This is a genomic window from Paenibacillus lautus (assembly GCF_050482385.1).
GTDB classification, from domain to species: domain Bacteria; phylum Bacillota; class Bacilli; order Paenibacillales; family Paenibacillaceae; genus Paenibacillus_AQ; species Paenibacillus_AQ lautus_B.
The window spans coordinates 1-23,238 of record NZ_JBCNHV010000041.1 but is presented as its reverse complement, the minus strand read 5'-3'; the positions used below and the strand labels follow the sequence as shown (position 1 = coordinate 23,238).

Genomic DNA, 23,238 nt, shown 5'->3' with positions numbered 1-23,238 from the left:
CCCCACAGTGTGTCTACCTCCAAACCGAAAACATCCACTGCGTGTACCGGCCGCTCCATCTCGCCGCTCCCTTAGCAGCCCATGACCCTGCATAAGCAAACAGAACGCCGACTCCCATCATAAGCAGGGACTTGGGCAAGGTATCGATGCGAATAGGCCCTACGTTGATATCCGCAAAGGAACTGATACATGGGGCCAATATCCATAGAATGGGAACGATAAAGAATATAACGGCACTGAACAAACTAACGATGCCAACGATAAACTTCAGCATGAGTACCGATACGGCTTTCCAATTTCGGATGTCCACCAGTTCCACCTTAGCCTGACTCCAGAAGGAGCCGGATGATGTTCTCTTCATGACAGGCTCGATCGTTATGTCCGTATAGAACTTCGTCTGGATCCGATCATAATTCATGAAGGTCCGTGACGTTCGCATAACAAAGGTAAGAATCGGTATCCCGATCAGGGTGAAACTCATGCCGAAGCCAAAAAAAAGGCCCACAAGATAGTAACAAAAATAAAACACCCCGGTTCCAAACGTCAGCATCAAAAAACAAAAGTTCAACAGGTACTCCCTCAACCATTTCCTCATAGATTTTAGACTCCTTTCAGGTCTTCATGACCTTGATATTCCTGTATCCTACTGCATTCGTTGTCATGTGCAACAGTGCCAAAATGTCATATGACACGCCTTCTCAAAGAAGTGACCGAATGTTACTGGCCGTTATGACACACCACTTGCGATACTGTGAGGGATCAAGCCGTCCTGCTCCATCATTTTAGATTGCCGGAATGAAGCATGGGATGACCTTATCCAATCACATCACTGAAGGAGTATGATATCGATGAAATGGAATAATCAAAAAGTGAAAACGGCATTTCTGCTTGTATCTACGGGGGCATTAACAGCTGCCACATTAATGGGAAATGGACCTCTCCTACCCAGAGCTGCGGCTTCAGATTCGACTAAACTTGCGGCTATGGTTTCCTCAGCCTCCGCGTTATCCGCCAACATCCACAGCGGACCTACCGATACACAGGAATTGTTGAAATTCGCGGACCCGCTGTTTGCCGACAAGATGAAGAAGTTCAATGTTGTCGGGTCCAACTTTGTCGTCGTCAAAGATGGCAAGGTGCTTGTCAATAAGGGATATGGTTATGCCGATAAAGAGCAGCAAACTCCCGTTGACTCGCAAACCGTATTTCAAATTGCTTCCATTAGCAAAACATTCACGGCGTTGGCCGCGATGCAGCTGGTAGATCAAGGAAAAATCAATCTGAATCATAATATCGAAGAATACTTGGGAGGACTGAAAATTCCGAATCAAACAGGAAAGCCGCTCACCATGTTCGACTTACTAACCTACACCAGCGGCGTGGATATGCCTGACATTACAACCTATACATCGCCGGAATACGTGGAGCAGGACATTCCAACCAGGGATTTTCTGGAGAAACATATGCCCACCGTGGTCCGTCCGCCGGGGGAAGCCTACGTGTACGATAATTTCGGATTCTTGCTCGCCGGGTATGCAGTGGAGAATATGAGCGGCATGCGTTTTGACCAATACATGAAGAAGAATATTTTTGAGCCTTTGGGGATGAAATCCACAAGTGTTCGATTCACACCTGACCTGCTTGCGCGAATGGCCTCCCACTACAGTCCAGCCGGGGAGTTTCAACCACTGTATGGTCACGCACCCACCGATGGCCCGCAGGGGAGCATTTTATCAACGGGTGAGGACATGGCAAATTATCTACTCATGCAGCTGCAGAATGGGGAATATGGCGATAGACAGCTCGTAAGTCCGCAAAGCTTGAAGCAGATGCATACCTATCAAACTTACGCCGAGCCTTCTGTCCCTATTGCCACCGTTGGCTTCGAAGGCTATTACAAAGAATTGATGAATGGACACCATGTGGTATTGAAAGGCGGCAATATGCCGGGACACTCCTCCTTGATGGTGTTGATTCCGGAGAAGAACACGGGCATTTATATGTCCTATAATAACGACACCAACATGAGCTTGGAAATATACGATGAGTTCATGGATCATTACTTTCCGGAAACGGCACCAAGTCAGCAGCCTGTGTTTATAGAATTAAACAAAGAGGAAGCCAAGTCCTATACCGGCCTTTATCAAAATACCCGAGCTTTTAGTATTCGAACTCGGTTTGCGTATGAGAAGGGACACCTTACGATGGAGGATTCCACGACGGGGAAACACGCCCTTAAGAAAATCAACGACTTGCTGTTCCAGGACGAGCTGGGAAACAAGGTCACCTTCAAAAAGGGAGCAAACGGACAGATTCAATATTTTTACTACACCAGCCAAATCGGGCTCGGTGTCGTAGCGGAATCACAGAAAATGGAGGTTGCCTCTCCTTTTGCCGACGTACCTGCCAGCAGTAAGTATCGAACTCACATTGATAATCTGCATACCTTGGGCTTGATTCAGGGGATAGGAGGAAACCGCTTTGATCCTCAAGGAACCATGACCCAGGGACAATTCGCTGACCTGCTGATCCGCTCCCATGGTTGGGACATGTTCCCTGGCATGGCCGATGCGAATCGACAGCAGATGATCAAAGGCATTCCCGGGTATAATCGTTCGGAACCTCTTACGAGACAAGTCGCCGCCGTGATGATCCAAAATCTAAAACAACTGCAAGTGGATACCAGGGTTACCATAACGGATTCAACAGATCCGTGGGCCGTAGAAGCTATTCAAGCGCTGATCGGAAGTGGAGTCGTTGATCCGGACACCCGTATCCAAAAAGACGGCTCCGTCCATTTCCGTTCCAAGCAGCTGCTGCTTCGTCAAGAGGCCTGCGCGCTGCTGGACAAAGCCTTTAACTACTACGCCCTTCCGCTAGCCTCGAAATAAATTAGGGGTCATTAGGCCTTGTACCCTTGGGTGCAAGGTTTTTTGACCTTCTGTTTTTATGTAGGAAATTCGAAATAAACTCTGTTTTTTAAATCAAATGGCCTGTTTTCTTTATGTTGTCATCCTCTGATGTTCCCATACAATGAAAGTGATTTTCCAATCGCTTCATATTCCATCCAGGAAGGAGGATCTTCTCTCAATAATGTAAGCGCATACGAAATGCTGTACGTAAGCATCCAGGACCTGAATAGGAAAGGTGGCTGTACATGAAGAATGGAAGTAAAATCGGCTTGATCCGCAAGCTGCTGGCAGCAGCTCTTGTATTCCCCATGACGATCACAGCAAGCAGCGGAGGTTTTGCCGCACCTTTACATGAAGCAGAAGGCCCTGCGCAGAAGGCAAATACGAAAGCCAGCCGCGTTCAATTGGAGTATTTGGATAGGGGGATTGTATCCGCCTCCACTTCGGAGGGCATCTTCCTAAGCTGGCGCTTGCTTGCCGGAGAAGTAACCGGATATGGTGATCAAGGATTGACGGGCCCGACCTTTCATGTATACCGGGACGGCACCAAAATTGCTGTTGTCGAAAACAGCACCAATTACCTGGATCCGACCGGCACAAAATCGTCTACTTATTACGTATCCGCCGTCGTCAATGGGAAAGAAGTCCATCAGAGCTCAATCTCTGCCCCCTGGTCTTCCCCCTATTACGATCTGAAACTGAAAAAGCCGGATGACGGAGTCACCCCGGCCGGGGAACATTATACTTACTCTGCCAATGACGCCAGCATCGGGGATGTGGATGGCAACGGACAATATGAGTTTTTTGTGAAATGGGATCCCTCCAACTCCAAGGATGTCTCCCAGATCGGATATACCGGCAGCACGTACATTGACTGTTACACCCTGGAGGGCACCCTGCTGTACCGGATCGATCTCGGCATCAACATCCGTTCCGGTGCCCACTATACGCAGTTCATGGTGTATGACTTTGACGGCGACGGCAAAGCGGAAATGATGCTCAAAACAGCTCCCGGCACCAAAATTCTTCGTTATGATTCGGCCGGCAACGTGATCTCTCAGCGATACATTACCCTGCTTCCCGAGGATATGAAGGCCGGGTATTCCAATCAGGACGATTACCGGCTGAGTAAAACCGGCTTCTATGAGCACATGGTAAGCATGTTCATGAATTGGCATCAGCATGAAGAGGTCGTCAGCGGCCGATGGCCGGCTACGCTCGAAGAAAGTCTCGGTATCGAGAATCAATACAGCTATCCGTTATCCCGTACCGATGCCGAAAGCCTGGTTGATTATTTCATGGACACCTATGCGCCGCAGCGAAGCGCCCGCAATAACCTCCGGGCATTCGAAGGGTTCATCGTGGATGGTCCGGAGTATCTCAGTGTATTTGAAGGCGCGACCGGTAAAGAGCTGGAGACGATCCGGTATAAACCCGGCAGGCACGACGATGGTCTCATGTGGGGCGATTACGCCATGGCCCGGATTGAACCCGGCAATCGCGTGGATCGCTTCCTCGCAGCCGTGGCTTACCTTGACGGGGAACAACCCTATGCGGTATTCGCCCGGGGTTATTACACCCGATCCACACTCGTTTCCTACAAGTGGGATGGACGGCATTTAAGCGAGCACTGGTATGTAGATAGCGGCTGGACGCCGATGACCAATCCGTTTAACGACAGTCCGCATGGCCTGGACGGGACCGATGCAGCATTCGGTACACTAACGACGCAAGGAGCTCACTCTTTAAGCGCGGCTGACGTCGATGGAGACGGTAAACAGGAAATCGTCTATGGCTCTGCAACGATTGATCACGACGGCACGCTGCTGTACAGCTCCATGGATGTGCTCCCTCCTGAAAGCGCGGACCCCGGCGCGATCGCCCGCCTTGGACACGGGGATGCCATGCATGTGACGGATATCGATCCGGATCAGCCGGGTCTGGAAATCTTTATGGTTCATGAAGGAGGTGCCTACGCTCCCTACGGTTATTCTCTCCGGGATGCTGCTACAGGCGAGCTCCTCTATGGCGGTTATACCGGAAAAGATACCGGACGCGGCATGGTCGGTGATATTGATCCCGATCAGCGTGGGCTCGAAACCTGGGCCGTCGGCACGTGGTCTGCAGATGGAACACAGCTCTCTACGGTTATGCCAGGCACGAACATGAACATCAAATGGGCTGCGGATATGACCACCCAGATCGTGAGTGGTAACTTGGATCAGACACCGGTGATCGAAAGCTGGCGCAAAGGGACGCTACTTATTGCTGAAGGCACGCGCACCAATAACGGAACGAAGGGGAATCCTGCCCTTGTTGCCGATATTTTCGGAGATTGGAGAGAAGAACTGGTGGTCCGGACCGCGGACAGCTCGGCACTCCGAATCTACCTGAGCACCGAGGTCACCGACCGAAAGCTCTATACGCTCATGCATGATCCACAGTATAGGGCGGAGGTGGCCAGACAAAATACAACCTATAACCAGCCCTCTTACACCGGCTTTTATTTTGCATCCGACACGGACTTCTCAGCAGTTCCCGTCCCCGTCTATCAATCACCCGGAATGCTGAATGTGCTGGATGATCTGGTGGGCGAGTATGCCCGCGCAGGGGAGCTGTCTAACCCGCTGCTGTCCCAGTTAACCAGCTCCTTGAAACAAGCAGACCATCACATGAGCAAGGGCTCCAGGGAACAAGCGCTGAAGTTTCTACATTCATTCGTTTCTCAGCTAGGGGAGAATAAGAAACCGTGGGCCATATCGGATAGAGCCTGGATGAATTTGTCGTACCACGCTGAAATGCTCATCAACATGTGGAAGTAGTTTATCACCTGAGAGAATCGTATTTGCGAAAAAGCCGCCGGCCAGATCCAGATTACTTCTGATCGGCAGGCGGCTTTTCTTATAATGGCGCTATTAAAATTGAACCGAAAATCCGTTGAACCGGTGAATGCCCGTTCCAAATCGGACAAGGTCTTTTTTCCGCAGCTTCTGAACCGCCTCTTTCACCACGGCCAGCAATGCCGGATCCAGTCCAAGCGTATTGTGAGAACCATAGATGCGCTTTACGCCATCGATATTCGCTATCCGCTCCAGCGAGTTTACGAGATCCTCCGGACTTGTCGTTGGATAAAAGGCATATACCGGCGTCTCATCATACAACAAATCCCCTGTGAACAAATAACCTCGGTGTATATCAAATACCGCGATATGTCCGGGAGAATGGCCCGGTGTGTGGTAAATGACCAAACTTCGCCCGCCCAGCTCGATGACATCTTGATCTCGGAGAATACCGGTCGGCTGCCCCTGATAAGGGGTATAGGTTGCCGGATCGAAGGAGGCCGGGACCGGCCTCGTGATATCGCGTGATATGTCCTTGCGGATTTGGTCAATGGAAAGCTTCTTAATCCCGCTGACGAGCCAGTCCTCCTCCGCCTCATGCACATAGATTTCTCCGTACTGCCCATGACTGCCGATATGATCCGCGTGAACATGCGTGGTTAGCACCATAATAGGCAAATCCGTCAACTGATCCGTCATCCGCCTCATGTTGTCGATGCCAAGTCCCGTATCGATCAATGCGGCACGCTCGCTTCCTATCAACAGAAACGAATGCACCTTCTCCCAATGTCCGTATTCACTGATCGCGAATGTGGTCTCATCCAGCTGCGATACGGTAAACCATGCATCATCGATAACGACATTATATTGATGATTCTCCATATGTAATTACTCCCCCATCAAGGATTATCGAATGGTGATATCCTCCTGATCATCTTGAAATGCAATTAACGACATATAGTAATTTTTCTCTTCTGCGGACACAGGCATATGGCCTGTTTCGGCCGTCTCTATCGTGAAGTGTTTATTCATAAGCTGCTTGAACTCGTCCACAAAAGCATGGAAGCTCTCTTTTGTTGCATGAAAGCGGTAAGTTCCTGCAATGTTTTTTCGATGTTGTTCGCTCGCGCTGTCCAATGCAAAAGAAGAAGCCGGTGCGCTCTCGATTTTCGTCCGGGTAACATCGAGTGTCTCCATAAATACCTGTCTGGACGTTTCCACTAAATCCAGGCTTGGCAGCAAATGATCCTCCGGTATGAAGCGGCTTGCGACGGCGCGATAGTATTTCTGCACGATACCGTTCTTCTCTTCCTTCCGGACCACATGAATGATCCCGTGCTTCTCCAGCTCCTTCAGATGAAAGTAAATATTATTCCGCGTAATGTCCAGTATCTCGGCTAGCTGCTGCCCGGTGTAGGCATCCTTCACGAGATTCATCAGGATCTTGGTGCGCAGTGGATCGGCAATCGCTTTGAGCTGTTCATGGGTTTTAATTTTATAGACATCTGTCATTTTATTTTTAACACCTCCGTACATTTTACCGGTAAAATTATTTTTACTGTTATTCGTTTTTCATCCTATCATGATTTTTACCGGCAGGTCAATCATGCTGCACCTACGATTTTTCACTTCTACGCAAATTAAAAAACCGAGCGCAGTCAACAATGATGATGCGATTAGGTAATACTGTTATAGAAGGAAGAAATCACGCTAAGAGGTCCCGGCTTATAACACCATAAGCATGTTCCCCTTAAGCAGCTGAATTATGATATAGTAACCACATTCGTATGTACGACATTATGATGTTCAAAGGATGTGCCTCATGTTTGACCCGACGATATTCGAAAATTTAAAAGTTGGCATCGAGAATGCGGTCTATGATCTCGACAACCTCGATGAAATCATTCGTGTTACCGATCGGAAGGATCTCCTGGATATGGCGACGTTGTCCAGAAGTTTTAGCCTCCGGTTCGAGCTGACTGCGCCATCCACAACTTCAGCCGAAATTTGCCTGGAGACCGGGCTTCGGGATTTGGCAGCCGAGATCTTGGAAATTCCGGAAGGTCAGCCAGCCTGCGAGCTGAAGCTCCGCTTTCATATAAACATCGTTGATGCTTCCATAGCGTGTCCGGCTATCGCCCAAATCATGAAGGAGATATGGAATCCGGAGCTTCCGCCGCTGCAAACGATCCGGTACGCCTACAGCGATGATCCGGTACCGCTTCACAACACGATCGAGCTGCGCTTTCCCCGTAGGATCAACGAAGAACAGATGGGAGATATCCCGAATATCTTGGAGTTCATGCTTCGTACGCTGGGAGCATTAGAAGAATTATAGCCTCCCGGATAAAGATACGGTGATATCCAGTAAAGAAGCCTGCCCGCTATCATAGCGGACAGGCTTCTTCGACTTATATTATATTAAGCAACAACCAACCGGATCCAGATGTCCGAGGGATCTTGAACGGCCCAGACGCCATCGCGCTGCTCCAGGCGCAGCCCCGCCTCACGGATACGGCCGGTTACCGCCTCAAGCTCCTCATGGCTCGGAAGCTCAATCGTATAATCTTCCATTCCCGCAGCACTCCGTGGAGTGTTTGGTACACCGAGTCCTGCCCAAACATTGAGCCCGATATGGTGATGGTATCCTCCTGCGGATATAAACAACGCAGCGCCGCCATAATGGGCTGTCAGCTCAAAACCCAGAACATCGCAATAAAATACGCGGGCATCGTCCAGGTTGGACACATGGAAATGTACATGCCCGATAACGGTCCCATCAGGAAGTCCATACCATTCCTTGTCCTTGGAGAGAGCCAGCAGTCCCTCTACATCAACAGGATCTGTGGTCATCACATATTCCCCTTTGGCATCACGCTTCCATGTATCCCTTGGTCGGTCGGCATAAATCTCGATGCCATTTCCGTCCGGATCATTAATATACAATGCTTCGCTGACCAAATGATCGCCTTGACCGACAGGAATGTTATGCGCGATCAGATTAGCAAGCGCAAGCCCGAGCGATTCCCGATTCGGAACCAGGATTGCAAAATGGTACAGACCTGCCGTCCGGGTCTGCGGTTTTACCAGATCTTGAATCTCCTCTATAATCAGCAGCGGCTGGTTGCCGTCTGCCGTCAATTCGGCAACACGGCCATGCTGGCGAAGCATTTTCAAACCAACGACTTCCGTATAAAAGCGTACGGATTGTGCCAGATTGCTAATACGAAGAGATACGGGTCCAAGCTTTGTGGATGGATGTATAATGGCAGTCATATTCTCACTCCTTAGAATGTTGTTGTTTGTTTTTTTCATAAAATATATTCAGGTCTACGACAGGCTAAACTTGTAATCAAATCAGTTACACCTTACTTGTAATCATTATAGTTACAGGGTTCCTCCATTGTCAAATCCAGTAATTTACATGTGAACCGAAGAGTCTCCAACGGTTAATCAAAAGAAAACGCCCATCCTGCATAAGGATCGAGCGTGTGATTTTCGCTTATTCACTTGATGTTCCATTCGCAGAGGCATAGATTTTCCGGACGATTTCTTCCAGATTCACCTCATGCAGCGTGTTCTCCATGGCCTTCTGGGCGGCTGAAAAAACCGGAACAATCGCCGTTTGAATATGTTTGCCAACAGGACATTTTGCGTCCGAATTCCCATGAATGCCAAACAGGGAATCCTCCTGCACGACATGAACGGCATGATAAATATCCAGCAGTGTAATCTCGGACGGATGCTTTGCCAGCTTCGCTCCCGCTACGCCAGGCTTAACCTCGACCAGACCCGCTTTGCTCAACATGCCTACAATACGCCGGATGACCACCGGATTCGTGTTCACACTCTCCGCGATATAATCTGAGGTGCTGACGCCAGCCTTATTCATCTCCAGCACGGAGAGAATATGAATGGCCACTGCAAATCGGCTGCTTATGTTCATGTGACCCCTCCTGACGGACCAAATCTTCAGATGACTAGCATGTAACCATCATAGTTACATTAGACCCTAAAGTCAACGGAGAGGCAGCCGTCACTCGAGCCAAAATCAGGTATTGGATATATAAATCCCAAATACATATGGAATATAATGTAATTTTATGTTGATTTTTCTTAGCTTTTCACTATAATTATCACAACATGTATTGGTAAAATCACCCTATTTAAACATAATCCAGGCATCTCTACATGATCCAAAACATTCAAGGAGGAAATCCATGGATCCCAGCCAAAATCGAAACGAAACGTATTCTATCCGACGTCCTCGAAAACCTAAACGCCGTATCAAACTCAAAAAATGGATAGGAATATCCTTATCTATACTGATTCTCTTAGGCGGACTAGGCTATATTTTCAGAAAGGAATTGTCCTGGATGGCGTTTCATGTTTTTTTCGCGAAAGATATCAAACATACGCTGGACAAGTCCTACAAACCTGTTGGAGATCCTGATTCGCCCAAGCCTGTTGCGGAGGCAACAAAGCCATTCTCAGTCTTGCTTCTGGGCGTTGATCAACGCAAGGACGAGCCTGCCCGCTCCGACACGATCATCTATTCAGTCATCCGACCCGACCTTAATAAAATATTGCTCATCTCCATTCCCAGGGATACCTACACCGACGTCATCGGCAGGGGAGTCACCTCCAGAATCAACTCAGCTTACGCCCACGGCGGCGCGAAAATGGCCATTGATACGGTTGAGCATCTGTTTCAGCACCCTGTCGATTATTATGCAGCCATCAATTTCTACGGATTAACGGATATCGTCAATGCATTGGATGGGATTAAACTCCCCATCGATAAAGTCATCGAGAACAAGAGCGCCAATCATATCAAATTGCGGATCGAGCCTAACAAGCCGATTTACGATGGAACAGAGGCATTAAATTATGTTAGGTACCGGGAAGATTCGGATTTCAACCGCACCATGCGCCAGCGCATATTCCTCAGTTCCTTAATGGATCGGGTATTTGAACTGAAAAATATAACCAAGATTCCAGAGTTGATTCGTATCGGAGGCAGCAATCTTACCATGGACTTAAACTCCGATTTCATTCTCAATCTGGGCGAAAACCTATTTTTTAACGACTCCCCACCTACATTTGAGAATTACATGCTGAAGGGAAAAGATTTGGTGATTCGCGGCGATTACTTTTATGATCCTGACGACTCGGACGTCCAGTATATTCAGGAACTGCTCGCCAACTGGTCTGATGAAGAGACCAAACTGGAAGATTTGATGATCCCAGGTGCGAAGTAAAAACGGATCGCCCCAGGTTAGGTGAATCGCCTGACTAGAAGATGAAGCTTGATAAAAAAAAAATCCGATCCTGATAAAAAAGCCTCTCTTTCGCGTACCACGAAAAAGAGGCTTTTTTAACGAATATCATCTGCTCCAATTAGAACATCGGAAATACGTATTTGATAAGGAAATACAAGAATCCAAAGAAGATAATCAGATAAGCAAGATACTTAATTAACGTAGATGCTACCCTGCTGGAGTCGTTACGCTCCTCGATATTGCGGGTCTCAATCTCCACGTCTCGGTCACGCTGCCTGCTCATAGTCTCCACCCACCTCCATCCGATTCTTTAGTTGCAGATGACGGTTATCTCTTGACGCTTACTACTCTTTACACACACGTCTTGGGTTTGAACCAATCTACAGATTAAGAGATGGCAAGCTTAGAAAAAGCCGATCATCGCAGGCAGAACGATAAAGGAAGCCAGCGTGGTCCACAGAATGCACCTGGATACCAGCTTGGGCGCGGCATCGTATTGTTCAGCAAGGATTACCGCGTTCACAGCTGCAGGCATCGCCGACAAAATCAGGATAACCGCAAACAATGTTCCCTCAATGGATAAAATCGCGAGCAATCCCCAGGCCACCAACGGGCCCACCAGCATTCGCATCGCCATGCCCGACCAGAATCCACGCTTTGAGACGGCAGAAGCTCCGCCCTCCCGAACCCCAACCATCTGGGCGCCCAGTATGACCAAAGCCAGAGGCGCATAAGCCGCGGACAGCATGGAAACGCCAGTATTCAACCCGTCTGGAAGCTGAAAGTCCGTCATCCGGAAGAGTACGGCCAGGGCCGCCGCATAGACCGAGGGGAGAGTAAACACCGATTTGATCGCCTTCACAGCCGAAAAATGAGATCTCGCTGCCAGGTACACCCCTAATGTATTCATAATGATAATCTGCACGATGACATACACCGATGCTTTATCCAGCCCTGCTTGCCCGAATGCAAGCAGGACGAGGGGAAGCCCGTAATTCACGCTGTTGGTAAAAATCGTGGTCAAGGCGAGGCCCGACTTCTCTGTCTGGGACAAGCCCAGCATTTTACCGGCGAAGGCACTGAGCGCCCAAAGGGCGATCACATTCAACAAGCAAAACGCAACCGTTACCGCGACCTCATTCGAGGTAATCGAAGCCTTCTCCAGCGTCTCGAAGATCAGAGCCGGGCTCAGCACATATAATGACAGGGCCGAAAGACCCTTGGTTTCAATACCCTTGAACCGCTTGAGCAGCGCTCCGCCAATGACGGGGAGCGATATGGGTAGGAATACGCTATAAATCGTAGCCAAGAAAGAAGAGATCATGAGGTCCACCTTTATGCAAAGTAAAAAGTCTTGGTCCGCCGCTGTTGTCATTTCAACTAACGTATCCCGTTGGTTGAGCCATACATCATCAAATATTTTCACTTGGGGAAACTAGATATCCTCTGAAGGATTTATAATCGTCAGAAACGTGTACCACCCATTTTCCGTTGATCTTTACGTTGCTTCGAGAGATGTCTTCTTTGTCATATGGTCGACAGCCTAGGCATTCAAGCATGCCCCTGACCGTACACCCTGCGCACAGGAAGCAGTGCGCACGGTGTACTGTCATTAGACCAACTCCGTGTGGACCATGATTCCGCTATTTGCAAACAAAGCTGCTAAACATAAGGTTAAGCGGACACCTGGTCCGCTATTGCCGGCATATTAAGGCAAAAAACAGGGAAAAGCCGAGAATAACGGATTAGGTGTCCGCAAAGCCTTGAATTGAGCACGGTTTTTGGTAAATAGCGAACCTCCTGTCCGTATAGGGAGCAACGTGCACAGTGTATCGTCATTAGACCAACTCCGTGTGGACCGTGATTCCGCTATTTGCAAGCAAAGGTGCTAAACATAAGGTCAAGCGGACACCTGTTCCGCTATTGCCGGCATATCAAGGCAAAAAACAGGGAAAAGCCGAGAATAACGGATTAGGTGTCCGCAAAGCCTTAAATTTGGTACATTTGTTGGTAAATAGCGAACCTCCTGTCCGCGTAGGATCAGTGCACATTGCCTTTCCTCCGTGTATCTTGCCCATCATCCGTGCATAATGCCTAACATCAGTGCATATTGCACATCAATTGTCCGACGTTTACATTATTGATTCCGTATTGCCATTTCCAGCTCTTATGGGAGCATGGTGTATATTCATGGGTAACAAAGAGCGGCGGTTGATCCTGATTCAAGACCGGCATTCGGTTACGTAAGCATTATTTTTGGCATCAACAAGCTTCGTCTCCGTTTCTTCCCAAAGCAGTAGTGTAATGGATCATTATCTCTACATCCTAACCCATACCTTAAGCATTCGTCCAAGATTTAAAGACTATAGGTCTAATAGGCACAGGCTTTCATTATGCCATCTTCCTGATGACAAACGACACGGTGGTTCCTCTGCCTCTTGTGCTGTCAATCATGAGCCCTTGCCCATAGACTTGCTTCAAACGCCGATCCGTGTTCATAAGGCCGACTCCCTTACCGGTACGCTGTCCGCTCCCCAGCATCAGGCGGAGCTTCTCGGGATCCATCCCGGCACCATCATCCGCGATAATGACCTTGGCGGATTCAGCTTCACTTACAATGCGGATGGTTACGGTCCCTCCCTGGGTTCGCGCCAATACGCCGTGAACGACCGCATTCTCCACAATCGTCTGCATGGTCAATGGGGGAAGCTTCCACTGCTGAACAGCGACTTCCTCGGAAATATGCCAACGGACACGCAATCGTTCCCCAAACCGCTCCCCCTCGATATACAGGTATGAGCGAACCAAGCCCAGCTCCTGCTCCAGCGGGATAAAACGCTCCAAGTTGCTGATATCATAGCTGGCTCTCAGATAGTGGCTGAATTCACCAATCAGCGCAATCATCCGTGAAGGGTCAATCTCACTGAGAGATGCGATCGAATTTAACGTATTGTGCAGAAAATGCGGCTGAATTTGAGCCTGGAGCCAAGCTGCTTCCATATGCAGCCGTTCTTTAATGGAGCGCTTCAGCTCAAGCAGTGCGCGTACCCTTGTTTTTAATTCCAGATGATCCACCGGTTTGATTAAATAATCGTTAGCTCCGGAAATGAAGCCCATATGAATATCCTCAGGCCGATTTCTTGCTGTCAGCAGCAGAATCGGAAGCTCCGATATCATATACCTCTGCCGAATCGTCCTGGACAATTCATATCCTGACATCTGGGGCATCATCACATCCGATATGATGAGATCCCATTCTCCCCGCTCCAATAATTGAAGGGCTTCCTCAGCCCGGGTAACGGTCACGATCTGATACCCTTCGTCTTCAAGCAAATGATGGATAACTTTTAGGTTAACCGGATCGTCATCTACGATGAGCAGCCTGCCATCGGTTTGACGAGAAAGCTTCTTAGTCTCGGATTCGGCCTCATCCTGTTCGTGTTTATCTGACATGTTAGATAGCCTCTCCTTCTCTTTCTCTGAATTTGAAGCCGGGGAGTCGGCCATAAACTCCTGTTTATCCGTCTTCTCCTGCCTCATCATATCGTCCACTTTCAGCGTGAATGTAAAGGAACTTCCCTGTCCCGGAGCGGATGACACGGAGAGCTCCCCTCCATGCAGCTCAACCAGCTGCTTGCAGATGCTGAGTCCAAGCCCCAACCCGCCTCCCGCTGCGGCAAAGCTGGAGTCTCCCTGCTCGTAGGGGAGGAATATCCGTCTTAATGTCTCTTCGTCCATCCCTATCCCCGTATCAAGAACGTGGACGCAGGCCCTTCCCTCAACAACGTCGGCAGTCACCGCGATCCGGCCTGACTCCGTATATTTGATTGCGTTGTGTATCAGATTGAATACAATCTGAACCAAGCGGCTTTCATCTGCCCATACCTTGGGAAAATCATCCTCGATCTCGCATACGAGCTCGATTCGCTTGCCCTCCGCCATCGGAAGGAGCATGTCCAGCACGCCTTGAGCAGCCGAACCGAGATGAATGCTCTGCACATTCAGCCGGATCCGCTTCTCCTTCAATAATGAAACATCCAGCAAGTCATCCAACAATAGCGACATCCGCCTACCGATGCCGGTAATCAACTCCAGGTGGTTACGATCCTCTTGCTGAAGCAAACTCCCCTTGCGTTCCAGCAGCGTTTGCGCCATGTTAATCATCCCGTGCAGCGGATTTCGCAGCTCATGGGATGTATTTGCCAAAAATTCATCCTTCATCTTGTCCGCCTGCTTCAGCTGCTCTGCCTGTTCCCTCAGCACGACAGCGTTTCGGGTAAACCGGATAAACCAGAAGGAAGCAAATCCGAGAAACGCAACGATCAGATCAATCGGGTAATACGGCAGTTCCTTAAAATACCGGAACCTTAAAATTCCGCTTAAGATAATGTTGCAGGAAACGGCAACCGCCGACAGCAAGATAAATATGGCCGCTTCCGTCCGTTCGCTGACCGCCTTCCTGGCAATCGAAGGCAGGAACAGCACGGAACTTATTAATACGAATGATAAATAAGTAGAGAGATGCACCATCAGATGAAACGGAAGCATCAAATAGGCAACGGCATACAAAACCACAAGGATCGTATAGGCCCGGTAAAATCCTTCTTTGATTCTCGGCCGGAGCAAATGCTTGGTACACAGAATCAAACATAATGATATCGCCACATAAGCAACAACCTTAATCTTTACTGACCATTCGAAACTAATCGAAGGCTGCCAAACAAGCAGGAGCTTATCATCGTCAACCAGCGTGGCCAGCAGCGTAAACAGGATAAGAGCCGCAAAATAAAAGAGGCCTTTACTCCGATAGCCGATTAGATACAAGATTAAGACATACATGACATGAAGAAATAGCACAATGCATACCAGCAGCTGCGTGTTCTCCGAGAACGCTTTCCCCTTCATCACCGCTTCTGCTGTCCCGAATTTGATCGGCAGCTTGATCCCGCCTGAATCAGCATATTGATAATTGCTCACTTCCAGGACGATATCCAACTCATTCCCGGCAGCCGGGGGGATGAGTTCGACATGGGGTACGTTTCTTGCCACATGGGTCTCCTGCACATCAGAGGGATGTCCGGATTCGTACAATAACTCGCCATTTACATACAAACGATAGGCTGTGCGGATATCAGTGATCCAGAGGCCGTAGGTTACGTTACGTTCCGGTACGAGCAGCTTGAGACGATAGGTACCAAAGCCCATTGGGTTCCCGTTCTCGTTTACGCCTTCCCATGGAGCGGGAACCTGTATCCAGCTCGGATCGGCGGCAGACTGTCGCTCCCCTTGAGACCATCTATCCGGACCCATCCATTGATTCGGATAAAAGGCCCATTCCCCGTTCAGCGCAACCGTATTGCGGTCATCCGCCTGCCAATCCCGAAGATCCAGCAGACCTTGCTGAAACGGAACTTCCTCAGGGATCATGATGGTTTTAAAATACGCCAGCCGCACGGAGAGTAAGATGACAATAAACAGAAAAGTAATCCCCAGCAGCCTTCTGCCGGAGATCGGTTTCGATTTCGTGTTGGAATAGGTCGACAATGATAACAGTCCCTTATAACAAATTGTAAAAATTAACAACACTACACAACTGTCCATTATTTTACATCGTTACGGAGCTGTTGTCTGTTCCTTTTCCATAAAGTCCAATAAATAAACGGGTCGGGTCAGACCGCTATACAAATAATAATGTCTTGCCCGAGCGCTGCAACGGCTGGTGCGGACATAATTCCGCAGCGGATACATACTTCACCGTATAGTAAGAGTAGAATCTTTTTCTCCCGGATGCTTCATAGATCCATGAAAAAAAGTCGAAAATCGAATCATCCACCCATTTTCCGTTGTACTCGATTAAGGACCGCAAATAAGGAATTTGGAGTTTCACTCCCCCGTCCCACATAAAAATAAATGTGTTAACCTCGGCATTTTTTTGCAACAAAAAATGAACGGTATGCTCATCCAGCAAGTACTTTTCCTGACCACACAGAAATACCGGACCCTCATCAGTGGCAACGATGCCAATCCGCTTGCCGTTGAAGTGAACATAGAAGCCTCTGCAATGCTGGAGGTTCTTCTCCGCATCAAGCTCGATCTCCCGAAACGTTCCAAGCTCCAATCCCATGGCCTTATGCAGCGAAGATTCCTTAAATTTCCGAATGAATTTCATAACCGATCATGTACCTCCCGATTGTTGTGGTTCACTCCACAGTATAGGAGACCGTCCTCTACAATTTCTGAACAACACGGGAGAACCATAAAATCGGGCAACAAGATACAAAAAATCACCGGACGAACAACCGGTGATTTCATATCGAATGCGTGTTTGGCTATTTCCTCTATTTCATATTGGGGACTTGGATGCCATTGCTCCATTCGTCGTACCATTTCACAATGTAAGGACTTGGCTCCTCACCCATCTCATCTTCTAACACCTGACACAGAAGACTGAATTGACGGTGCACCTGAGCCGGATTATCCTGCAAAGCATATATTTTCATCAACGAAAAATAAGCCTTTTCCTCCAGGTGATGCTGCCTCTGGATCGAGAAGTAGCATAATATGGCTTCATCGATGCGTTCCTGATCCACATACCAATCCGCCATGGCTAAAGAAACGCTAAGCCACAACTCCTTCAGCCTTTGACGCTCTCCTTCTGCCCACCAGTAGTCATATTCCTGCAGGTAATCCCCTGTATACAACTTCATCATTTCAATATGTCGCTCAATCAATTCAGCCGACACGGAGGGGTTTAATTTGAACCAATTCTCCCACTCCTCAATGTCCAGCTCGATGCCTTCCATATTCAGCACGTAGCCTTCTGTCGTGTTGGTGATTTGGAAGCGGGTATCATAGGGCTCCAATGTTTTTCGGATATGATAAATAGCCGTGTAAAGCTGCGGATAGGCTTTATCCATGTCAAACTCCGGCCATAACATATCGATCAATGCCGACTTTCGTACAAGCTGTCCTCTATGCTGGAGCAGATAAATAAATATCTCCTGAGCCCGGGTTGTCCGCCAATGAAGCAGCGCGAATTGCCCCTGCTCATTTGGCTGCTCGATCATAACCTGGCGGAACATCGTCATCCGAATGTTACGATTGGACTCCATGACCTCTTCCGGTCTGGACGCAATGCGGCTTCGCAAACGCTCCATCGTTTTGGCGACTCGATCAAGCTGGACAGGTTTAACAATATAGTCTACGGCATTCAATTCAAAGGCAGTGACTGCATATTCGTGGTACCCCGTCACAAATACAATACAGAGATGAGGCTTCTGCTCAAGCAGCTGCTCTGCCAGCTCAATGCCGTTCAATTCCGGCAAGCTGATATCCAAGAACACGATATCGACGTCCCTAGTAAGAATTTCGTCTCGCCCTTCAAAGGGATTCGTATATGTACCGATTACATCTATAGACATGGTATCCAGTTTTAACAGTTGACGTTCTAAATACTTCAAGGCCAACGGTTCGTCATCTACGAGAATTACCTTCATTCATATTACTCCTTGGATTGGAAAAATACGGTCACATTTAACTATATTGATTCCTTCGCATTGTTGCAACAAGCGAAAGCATGTTTTACAAAATTCTCAACTTTCGCAGCTTAACAAGCTTCACCGGGCAAACCACAGGCTATATTTACGATACTGATTGTAACTGTTCTCTATTTAACGCTTCCTTTGGGTTGTCTTATAAGTCTTATTCCTAATTGATAGTATCCAAACCCAATCTATTTTTGATTCCTTTTAAAATAATTCCCTACTCTTTTCTGATCTTCAGGATGCTCTTTTACGTATTTCTTACTATATAGTACTACATAACTAAAAAACTCATTATAATTTATAAACACCAGATGGAGGTTCACGAATAAAGCTTACTATATTTTCTCCAATGTAGTATTCTTCCCAAGGTTCATGGTAGGTAGAAAATTGAACAAAGAGGACTCCTGTACCGTACTCATGACTATTAGTATCACTAAAATTGTGCAGAGCGCGAAAAAATGATCAGGATTTGTTCATAAATTCTTTATCTCATCGAACAAAATATATTTTAAAAGGATCCATTCTTAGCTTTTTTCATCATAAAATATTATGTTCTAGGGAATATATCTTTCCCTTTAAGTTCTTCAAGGACATTATCAATTCTTCTGGACAAATCCAAACTCTCTTCTTCAATCAATTCAAACTGGGAATTATCAAAGTAACCATCTTTGATCTCATTTATGATGTAATCGGGAACTTTTACGTCTTGTCGTATTAAATTCTCAGCTATTGTTGTGTACACGATTTTTTTGGCGCATGCTTTGTTTCTAAACTCTCTTTTAAAACTTTTGATCACATAAGTAATAGAATCATCAATATTTTCAGATTCCATAAAGTAATTATTGACTGTATTTACGATCTCTTTATAGAACCATCTGGCTTTTGTACAAAGATCAACGGGCAATTTTTCAAGCTCCACCAATACCCTATTTCTTCGAGAATAAAGTTCATTAAATTCTTCCTCACTTATTTGACCTTTCTTGATATATTCTTTTACTTTCTCAAAATTTATTGACTTAAGATTTGAGATGTATTTCTCCTTAGCAACCTTATACATTCTAGGTTGTTGTATTCTCAACTCAGAAGCTATAACCCAAATAATTGCTTTCTCCATATCATTTGAATATTGTTCGCTGTAATTCTCATCAAAGGCTTGAGAAACTGCCTCATAATGACTCTGATGGTACATATTTTTATATTCTTCACACTCTTTAGTAAATGAATCTATTAATTCTTGATAATTCCAAGACATACTTTCCCTCCTTAGCTTTTATTTTTTGATAGCGTCTTCTAAATCTATCTCATCAGCATCTATTTTTCCTGTTGCCGCCGCAACATTCCTTTTCTCCCCAGTAATATATTTTTTCCTTAGAGATTCGACAAGTTCTCTATCTGCTTGTGTAGTTTCTCTAGTTACATGTGGAATGCCATCTTCCACCTGAATATCGATATTGGAGATTCCACCTGCGAACAGGTACTCATTCCCCTGCTCGGTAGATTTACGAATAAGCAAGCTATCTCGGTATGTACCATTTCTTAAGCATATATCTGCTTGTTCCTCCGACATGGTCGTTGAAATATAACAGCGGATATGATCATTAAACTTGCACAACATGGATCCAGAAATAATAAAGAAGCTCATTCCTACCTAACAATTAAGTAGAAATAAGCTGTTAATAAGCTCAGCATTTGTTGTTAACTAAGAAAAAGAAACTACTTTTCGTGCTCGCTATCTTTTAAAAAATCTTCTTCTTGATAAGGATAATTCAGTAGTTCTAGATTTTCTTTAGTCATATACCATGTTCGATATTCATCCAAATTACTGTTGATAAGTAAAGACCCTTTAATTCTTTTCAGTAATGGATATGTGGAATCATCCTCTAAAATCAAATCCCGGTCATTCATATTCAATATTTTTCCGATTATTTCAAGTAGCTTTACCCATCCTAAATCAAATGTACGCGTTATAAATTGAATACTAATAAAAACATTCGTATCTACACCATACGCTTCGAGATTTGCCTTCCGATAACGCTCTATATAATCATCTTCATCATCTAAATTAATGCTCATTGAAAAATATGTGCAGCCGACACTTACGCGTTGAGTACCAGTTCGATCCCATACCTCTGCCTCATAATTAATTAATTCTACAAATAATACTTCGCATAACATATTGTAGAGCAATTTCTCCAATTCTTCTTTTTTAGGCAAATTAGAACCAATACTTAACGAATAATCCATTTTACTCATACCTCCAGTACGATCTAATTACTTGACGACCTTCAATGACTAATAGTTCATTTAAATGTTTTAAATCCTTGTGAGTTGACTTAATATAAATTCAATAAGTTTAGCTCTTTTTTCTATAGGATAATCATTCAAATTTAACACTATTCTTCTTGCTTGATCCGTAGTTTTATCTCTGAACATTTTAAGTATATTCATTAGATTAGTTGATTCAGGAGCATAACAATCAAACACCTGCCGATCTATTATGAAGTCCGGACTTTTATCAGGATTAATTCCATAGCCGTTTCCACCAAAACCATTTCCATTGAGGACTTCGTCAGGCATTATTGGTGCGATATCCATTTTCCACCAGCACATTGACGGCTTCATTTTGTCTTTCTATTCCTCGAGTATCTTTACCTGTAGCTTTAGCATAATCTCCTTCTGGTTTCCCACCCCTAGGTAACGAAGGCTTCGTAATTGTTGCATTTGGCCTGATTTTAGGTGTATAAGGAATATTTGTCACCATATAGCTTGTACTCTGAACTAGTTTTCCAGTCCACATTCTTATCGCCATATTTTGAACGGAAATACTCATCCCATTCCGGTTCTGTTCGAGGTATCTTCGCAGAATCAGCTGCCCCCTACAAAATCGCCAAGAACATCAATGACTAAGCCTTTTTCAAGTCCGTTTTCTTCGTACCTGAGGATAAGCTTATTCTTATCATCGTAAAAAGTGGTCATTCATCCAAACTAAGACCAATATTTTTGGAGGCTCCCGTTTTGCCATTGTCATGTTTCTCCCTGATTTTGAGCATGTAAAAAAGCCCTTTCCTACTCAAGGTTCAAGTGGAAAGAGCTTTGAATGTTTATCATTTGTTTGAATTGTAGTGTTTGGTTTGTTGGTTGTATTGTATGATCTTGTTCTCACTTTGTAAACCTACCTATTTTTCGCTTTCTTGATTAATTGGTTTACCTTAACCCAGTGTGGAATTTTCACAAATTTAAAATAGACCTTTATCTTCTAAATACACTTGGTCTTTCTGCTCCATATTCTTCAATAAACACCACGACTATTTCATTCAAACAATTATAGAAATCTCTGTTCATAAAGGTTTCGTTACATGAAGAATTGTTAATAAATACAACTATGGGTTAATATTGAAAATAACAAGTTTGGCAGCCTATTGTTATTAAAATTTAACAACTCATATATTATCATCTCTATTGTAATTTATTAAGAAACTCCGTACTTATTCTACCTGAGATATCATCAATCGTTGCCATTCTTCCTAATCTCTCCATAAGCTCATTATTATTTATTATACAATCTTTATTAGTATCATTAATTAAAAATCTTAGAGAATCAATACACATTTCAAATAGTTCTTTGTCTGTTGTTTCAATAAGTGATAATATTATATTTATTTCTCTTGCATCACCTTCATCTTCAAAGCAATATACTACTCTTTTTTGCCAATCTAACGACTTATCCATTATATTTTTTCCAAGCAATTCCCAATCTATATCGGAGAATTTCCCCAATAGGTTCATCGCATCATTTACTCCAACATCATACCAATAATCATCTGAAGCATTTTCTCCAGACATTTCAGTTATTAATTTATCAAATTCTTCATATTTCATGACTTACCTCCACTAATTTATTGGTTCAAATCCGGGCGTTGGTTTACCTCCCACTGGATATCCAGCAGTAATGTTATTACCTTCTTTAATAACATCTATTTCAACACCATCTACAGTACCGCTATGCAAAGTTGTAGTTACCCCATCTGAAGTACGACTTCCAACTGGTGGCGTATCGCTAATTTTTTTTATAGAGCTTATAATTTTCTCATCGCTCCATGAATCAGGAAATACTGTGCTTTTTTTAAGTTTTGCGAGAGTTCCATCTGGAAACTGATGATAAAATTGAACAAAGTTAGTGCCATCTGGATTCTGTCTGAGAACTTCTACTGCATAATTAGGATTTGCATTATTCACCACATTAGGCGAATGCCCTCCTCTAACTCCATTTTTACCTGGTATTCTCTCTCCCCCTAATATTTTTTGCTCCATCTCTGGTGATAAGTAAGATTCACTAGTTTTACCCGTCCCCTCAAATGATCCACTTGAACTTGTTTTCTTTTTCTTTAAAGCTTCATATAATTCCTTCTCTTTCTTGAAATATAAATCTCTCTTATCTTTAGAAGCTCTTCTAATAGCTCTGCTCTCTTCAACGGCTTGCCGAACTCGCATTGCCATTTCTTTCTGTCTTCTATCTTGCCCACGTTTAAAGCGAGTCTTAGGTGTAGATATCTGGTCAATCCCATTCATGTACTTGGTGTTAGCTGCTGTTTTCCCCCTTTTAAGCAACGTTTTCCCAAGTATTGCTAGATCCACCGCCCCTAGCATTAACCCTGTCACA

The 23,238-nt window shown here is 45.7% G+C and carries 20 protein-coding genes; 4 read left to right on the top strand and 16 right to left on the bottom strand.

Translation table 11 applies throughout. The features are described 5' to 3' along the window. Positions 1-13: 13 nt before the first annotated feature. The gene (locus ABEW73_RS33420) at positions 14-595 is read right to left on the bottom strand and encodes a sensor domain-containing protein (RefSeq protein ID WP_430173275.1); all 582 of its coding nucleotides are present in this window, start codon (positions 593-595) and stop codon (positions 14-16) included. A 253-nt stretch (positions 596-848) separates the two neighbouring features. On the opposite strand from ABEW73_RS33420, the gene ABEW73_RS33415 reads away from it, so the two are divergent. Further along, on the top strand, positions 849-2,891 hold the full coding sequence (locus ABEW73_RS33415; protein ID WP_430173277.1) for a serine hydrolase: 2,043 nt from the start codon (positions 849-851) through the stop codon (positions 2,889-2,891). Between the two features lie 266 nt (positions 2,892-3,157). Beyond that, the gene (locus ABEW73_RS33410) at positions 3,158-5,734 is read left to right on the top strand and encodes a rhamnogalacturonan lyase (RefSeq protein WP_430173279.1); all 2,577 of its coding nucleotides are present in this window, start codon (positions 3,158-3,160) and stop codon (positions 5,732-5,734) included. 93 nt (positions 5,735-5,827) lie between these two features. On the opposite strand, the gene ABEW73_RS33405 is transcribed toward ABEW73_RS33410, so the two are convergent. Together ABEW73_RS33405 and ABEW73_RS33400 are read right to left on the bottom strand one after the other, a co-directional pair. Then, positions 5,828-6,634, bottom strand: a complete 807-nt coding sequence (locus ABEW73_RS33405) for an MBL fold metallo-hydrolase (RefSeq protein ID WP_430173281.1) — start codon at positions 6,632-6,634, stop codon at positions 5,828-5,830. 24 nt (positions 6,635-6,658) lie between these two features. Then, positions 6,659-7,264 (bottom strand): helix-turn-helix domain-containing protein, encoded by a 606-nt coding sequence (locus ABEW73_RS33400; protein WP_430173283.1) that lies wholly within the window; start codon positions 7,262-7,264, stop codon positions 6,659-6,661. A gap of 310 nt (positions 7,265-7,574) precedes the next feature. Between ABEW73_RS33400 and ABEW73_RS33395 the strand changes: the two genes are divergently transcribed. Next, the gene (locus tag ABEW73_RS33395) at positions 7,575-8,090 is read left to right on the top strand and encodes a hypothetical protein (protein WP_430173285.1); all 516 of its coding nucleotides are present in this window, start codon (positions 7,575-7,577) and stop codon (positions 8,088-8,090) included. Positions 8,091-8,173: 83 nt separating this feature from the next. Here ABEW73_RS33395 and ABEW73_RS33390 read toward each other — a convergent pair whose 3' ends face one another. Beyond that, a complete protein-coding gene (locus ABEW73_RS33390) occupies positions 8,174-9,028 on the bottom strand; it encodes a VOC family protein (RefSeq protein WP_430173287.1) in 855 nt (284 codons plus the stop codon). A gap of 226 nt (positions 9,029-9,254) precedes the next feature. Then, positions 9,255-9,698 (bottom strand): Rrf2 family transcriptional regulator, encoded by a 444-nt coding sequence (locus tag ABEW73_RS33385; RefSeq protein WP_430173289.1) that lies wholly within the window; start codon positions 9,696-9,698, stop codon positions 9,255-9,257. A 430-nt stretch (positions 9,699-10,128) separates the two neighbouring features. Here ABEW73_RS33385 and ABEW73_RS33380 point away from each other — a divergent pair, with 430 nt between their 5' ends. Beyond that, entirely contained in the window at positions 10,129-11,013 is an 885-nt protein-coding gene (locus ABEW73_RS33380) for an LCP family protein (RefSeq protein WP_430173291.1), read from the top strand. 139 nt (positions 11,014-11,152) lie between these two features. Here ABEW73_RS33380 and ABEW73_RS33375 read toward each other — a convergent pair whose 3' ends face one another. The 11 genes from ABEW73_RS33375 to ABEW73_RS33325 all read right to left on the bottom strand — a co-directional run. After that, positions 11,153-11,317: a hypothetical protein gene (locus ABEW73_RS33375; RefSeq protein WP_430173293.1), complete on the bottom strand. Its 165-nt coding sequence runs from the start codon at positions 11,315-11,317 to the stop codon at positions 11,153-11,155. A 120-nt stretch (positions 11,318-11,437) separates the two neighbouring features. Continuing rightward, positions 11,438-12,358: an AEC family transporter gene (locus ABEW73_RS33370; protein ID WP_430173295.1), complete on the bottom strand. Its 921-nt coding sequence runs from the start codon at positions 12,356-12,358 to the stop codon at positions 11,438-11,440. 1,067 nt (positions 12,359-13,425) lie between these two features. Then, positions 13,426-16,578 (bottom strand): hybrid sensor histidine kinase/response regulator, encoded by a 3,153-nt coding sequence (locus ABEW73_RS33365; RefSeq protein ID WP_430173297.1) that lies wholly within the window; start codon positions 16,576-16,578, stop codon positions 13,426-13,428. Positions 16,579-16,711: 133 nt separating this feature from the next. Then, the gene (locus tag ABEW73_RS33360) at positions 16,712-17,203 is read right to left on the bottom strand and encodes a hypothetical protein (protein ID WP_430173299.1); all 492 of its coding nucleotides are present in this window, start codon (positions 17,201-17,203) and stop codon (positions 16,712-16,714) included. 169 nt (positions 17,204-17,372) lie between these two features. Continuing rightward, complete coding sequence (locus ABEW73_RS33355) at positions 17,373-18,530, bottom strand: response regulator (protein ID WP_430173301.1); 1,158 nt, start codon at positions 18,528-18,530, stop codon at positions 17,373-17,375. A 595-nt stretch (positions 18,531-19,125) separates the two neighbouring features. Then, entirely contained in the window at positions 19,126-19,830 is a 705-nt protein-coding gene (locus ABEW73_RS33350; protein WP_430173303.1) for an Imm3 family immunity protein, read from the bottom strand. Positions 19,831-19,848: 18 nt separating this feature from the next. Beyond that, on the bottom strand, positions 19,849-20,220 hold the full coding sequence (locus ABEW73_RS33345; RefSeq protein ID WP_430173305.1) for a hypothetical protein: 372 nt from the start codon (positions 20,218-20,220) through the stop codon (positions 19,849-19,851). A 71-nt stretch (positions 20,221-20,291) separates the two neighbouring features. Then, the gene (locus ABEW73_RS33340; RefSeq protein ID WP_430173307.1) at positions 20,292-20,822 is read right to left on the bottom strand and encodes a hypothetical protein; all 531 of its coding nucleotides are present in this window, start codon (positions 20,820-20,822) and stop codon (positions 20,292-20,294) included. A gap of 69 nt (positions 20,823-20,891) precedes the next feature. Next, positions 20,892-21,200, bottom strand: a complete 309-nt coding sequence (locus ABEW73_RS33335; protein ID WP_430173309.1) for a hypothetical protein — start codon at positions 21,198-21,200, stop codon at positions 20,892-20,894. Positions 21,201-22,034: 834 nt separating this feature from the next. Then, on the bottom strand, positions 22,035-22,457 hold the full coding sequence (locus ABEW73_RS33330; protein ID WP_430173311.1) for a hypothetical protein: 423 nt from the start codon (positions 22,455-22,457) through the stop codon (positions 22,035-22,037). Positions 22,458-22,469: 12 nt separating this feature from the next. Continuing rightward, on the bottom strand, positions 22,470-23,238 hold a 769-nt coding region (locus ABEW73_RS33325), incomplete at its 5' end, for an EndoU domain-containing protein (RefSeq protein ID WP_430173312.1).

Coding starts and splice junctions, on each gene's coding strand:
- ABEW73_RS33375 (WP_430173293.1), bottom strand. CDS start 11,317: ATGAGCAGGCAGCGTGACCGAGACGTGGAGATTGAGACCCGCAATATC.
- ABEW73_RS33355 (WP_430173301.1), bottom strand. CDS start 18,530: ATGAAGGTAATTCTCGTAGATGACGAACCGTTGGCCTTGAAGTATTTA.
- ABEW73_RS33405 (WP_430173281.1), bottom strand. CDS start 6,634: ATGGAGAATCATCAATATAATGTCGTTATCGATGATGCATGGTTTACC.
- ABEW73_RS33400 (WP_430173283.1), bottom strand. CDS start 7,264: ATGACAGATGTCTATAAAATTAAAACCCATGAACAGCTCAAAGCGATT.
- ABEW73_RS33345 (WP_430173305.1), bottom strand. CDS start 20,220: ATGAGCTTCTTTATTATTTCTGGATCCATGTTGTGCAAGTTTAATGAT.
- ABEW73_RS33340 (WP_430173307.1), bottom strand. CDS start 20,822: ATGGATTATTCGTTAAGTATTGGTTCTAATTTGCCTAAAAAAGAAGAA.
- ABEW73_RS33370 (WP_430173295.1), bottom strand. CDS start 12,358: ATGATCTCTTCTTTCTTGGCTACGATTTATAGCGTATTCCTACCCATA.
- ABEW73_RS33420 (WP_430173275.1), bottom strand. CDS start 595: ATGAGGAAATGGTTGAGGGAGTACCTGTTGAACTTTTGTTTTTTGATG.
- ABEW73_RS33380 (WP_430173291.1), top strand. CDS start 10,129: ATGGCGTTTCATGTTTTTTTCGCGAAAGATATCAAACATACGCTGGAC.
- ABEW73_RS33385 (WP_430173289.1), bottom strand. CDS start 9,698: ATGAACATAAGCAGCCGATTTGCAGTGGCCATTCATATTCTCTCCGTG.
- ABEW73_RS33410 (WP_430173279.1), top strand. CDS start 3,158: ATGAAGAATGGAAGTAAAATCGGCTTGATCCGCAAGCTGCTGGCAGCA.
- ABEW73_RS33360 (WP_430173299.1), bottom strand. CDS start 17,203: ATGAAATTCATTCGGAAATTTAAGGAATCTTCGCTGCATAAGGCCATG.
- ABEW73_RS33395 (WP_430173285.1), top strand. CDS start 7,575: ATGTTTGACCCGACGATATTCGAAAATTTAAAAGTTGGCATCGAGAAT.
- ABEW73_RS33415 (WP_430173277.1), top strand. CDS start 849: ATGAAATGGAATAATCAAAAAGTGAAAACGGCATTTCTGCTTGTATCT.
- ABEW73_RS33390 (WP_430173287.1), bottom strand. CDS start 9,028: ATGACTGCCATTATACATCCATCCACAAAGCTTGGACCCGTATCTCTT.
- ABEW73_RS33335 (WP_430173309.1), bottom strand. CDS start 21,200: ATGAAGCCGTCAATGTGCTGGTGGAAAATGGATATCGCACCAATAATG.
- ABEW73_RS33350 (WP_430173303.1), bottom strand. CDS start 19,830: ATGTCTTGGAATTATCAAGAATTAATAGATTCATTTACTAAAGAGTGT.
- ABEW73_RS33330 (WP_430173311.1), bottom strand. CDS start 22,457: ATGAAATATGAAGAATTTGATAAATTAATAACTGAAATGTCTGGAGAA.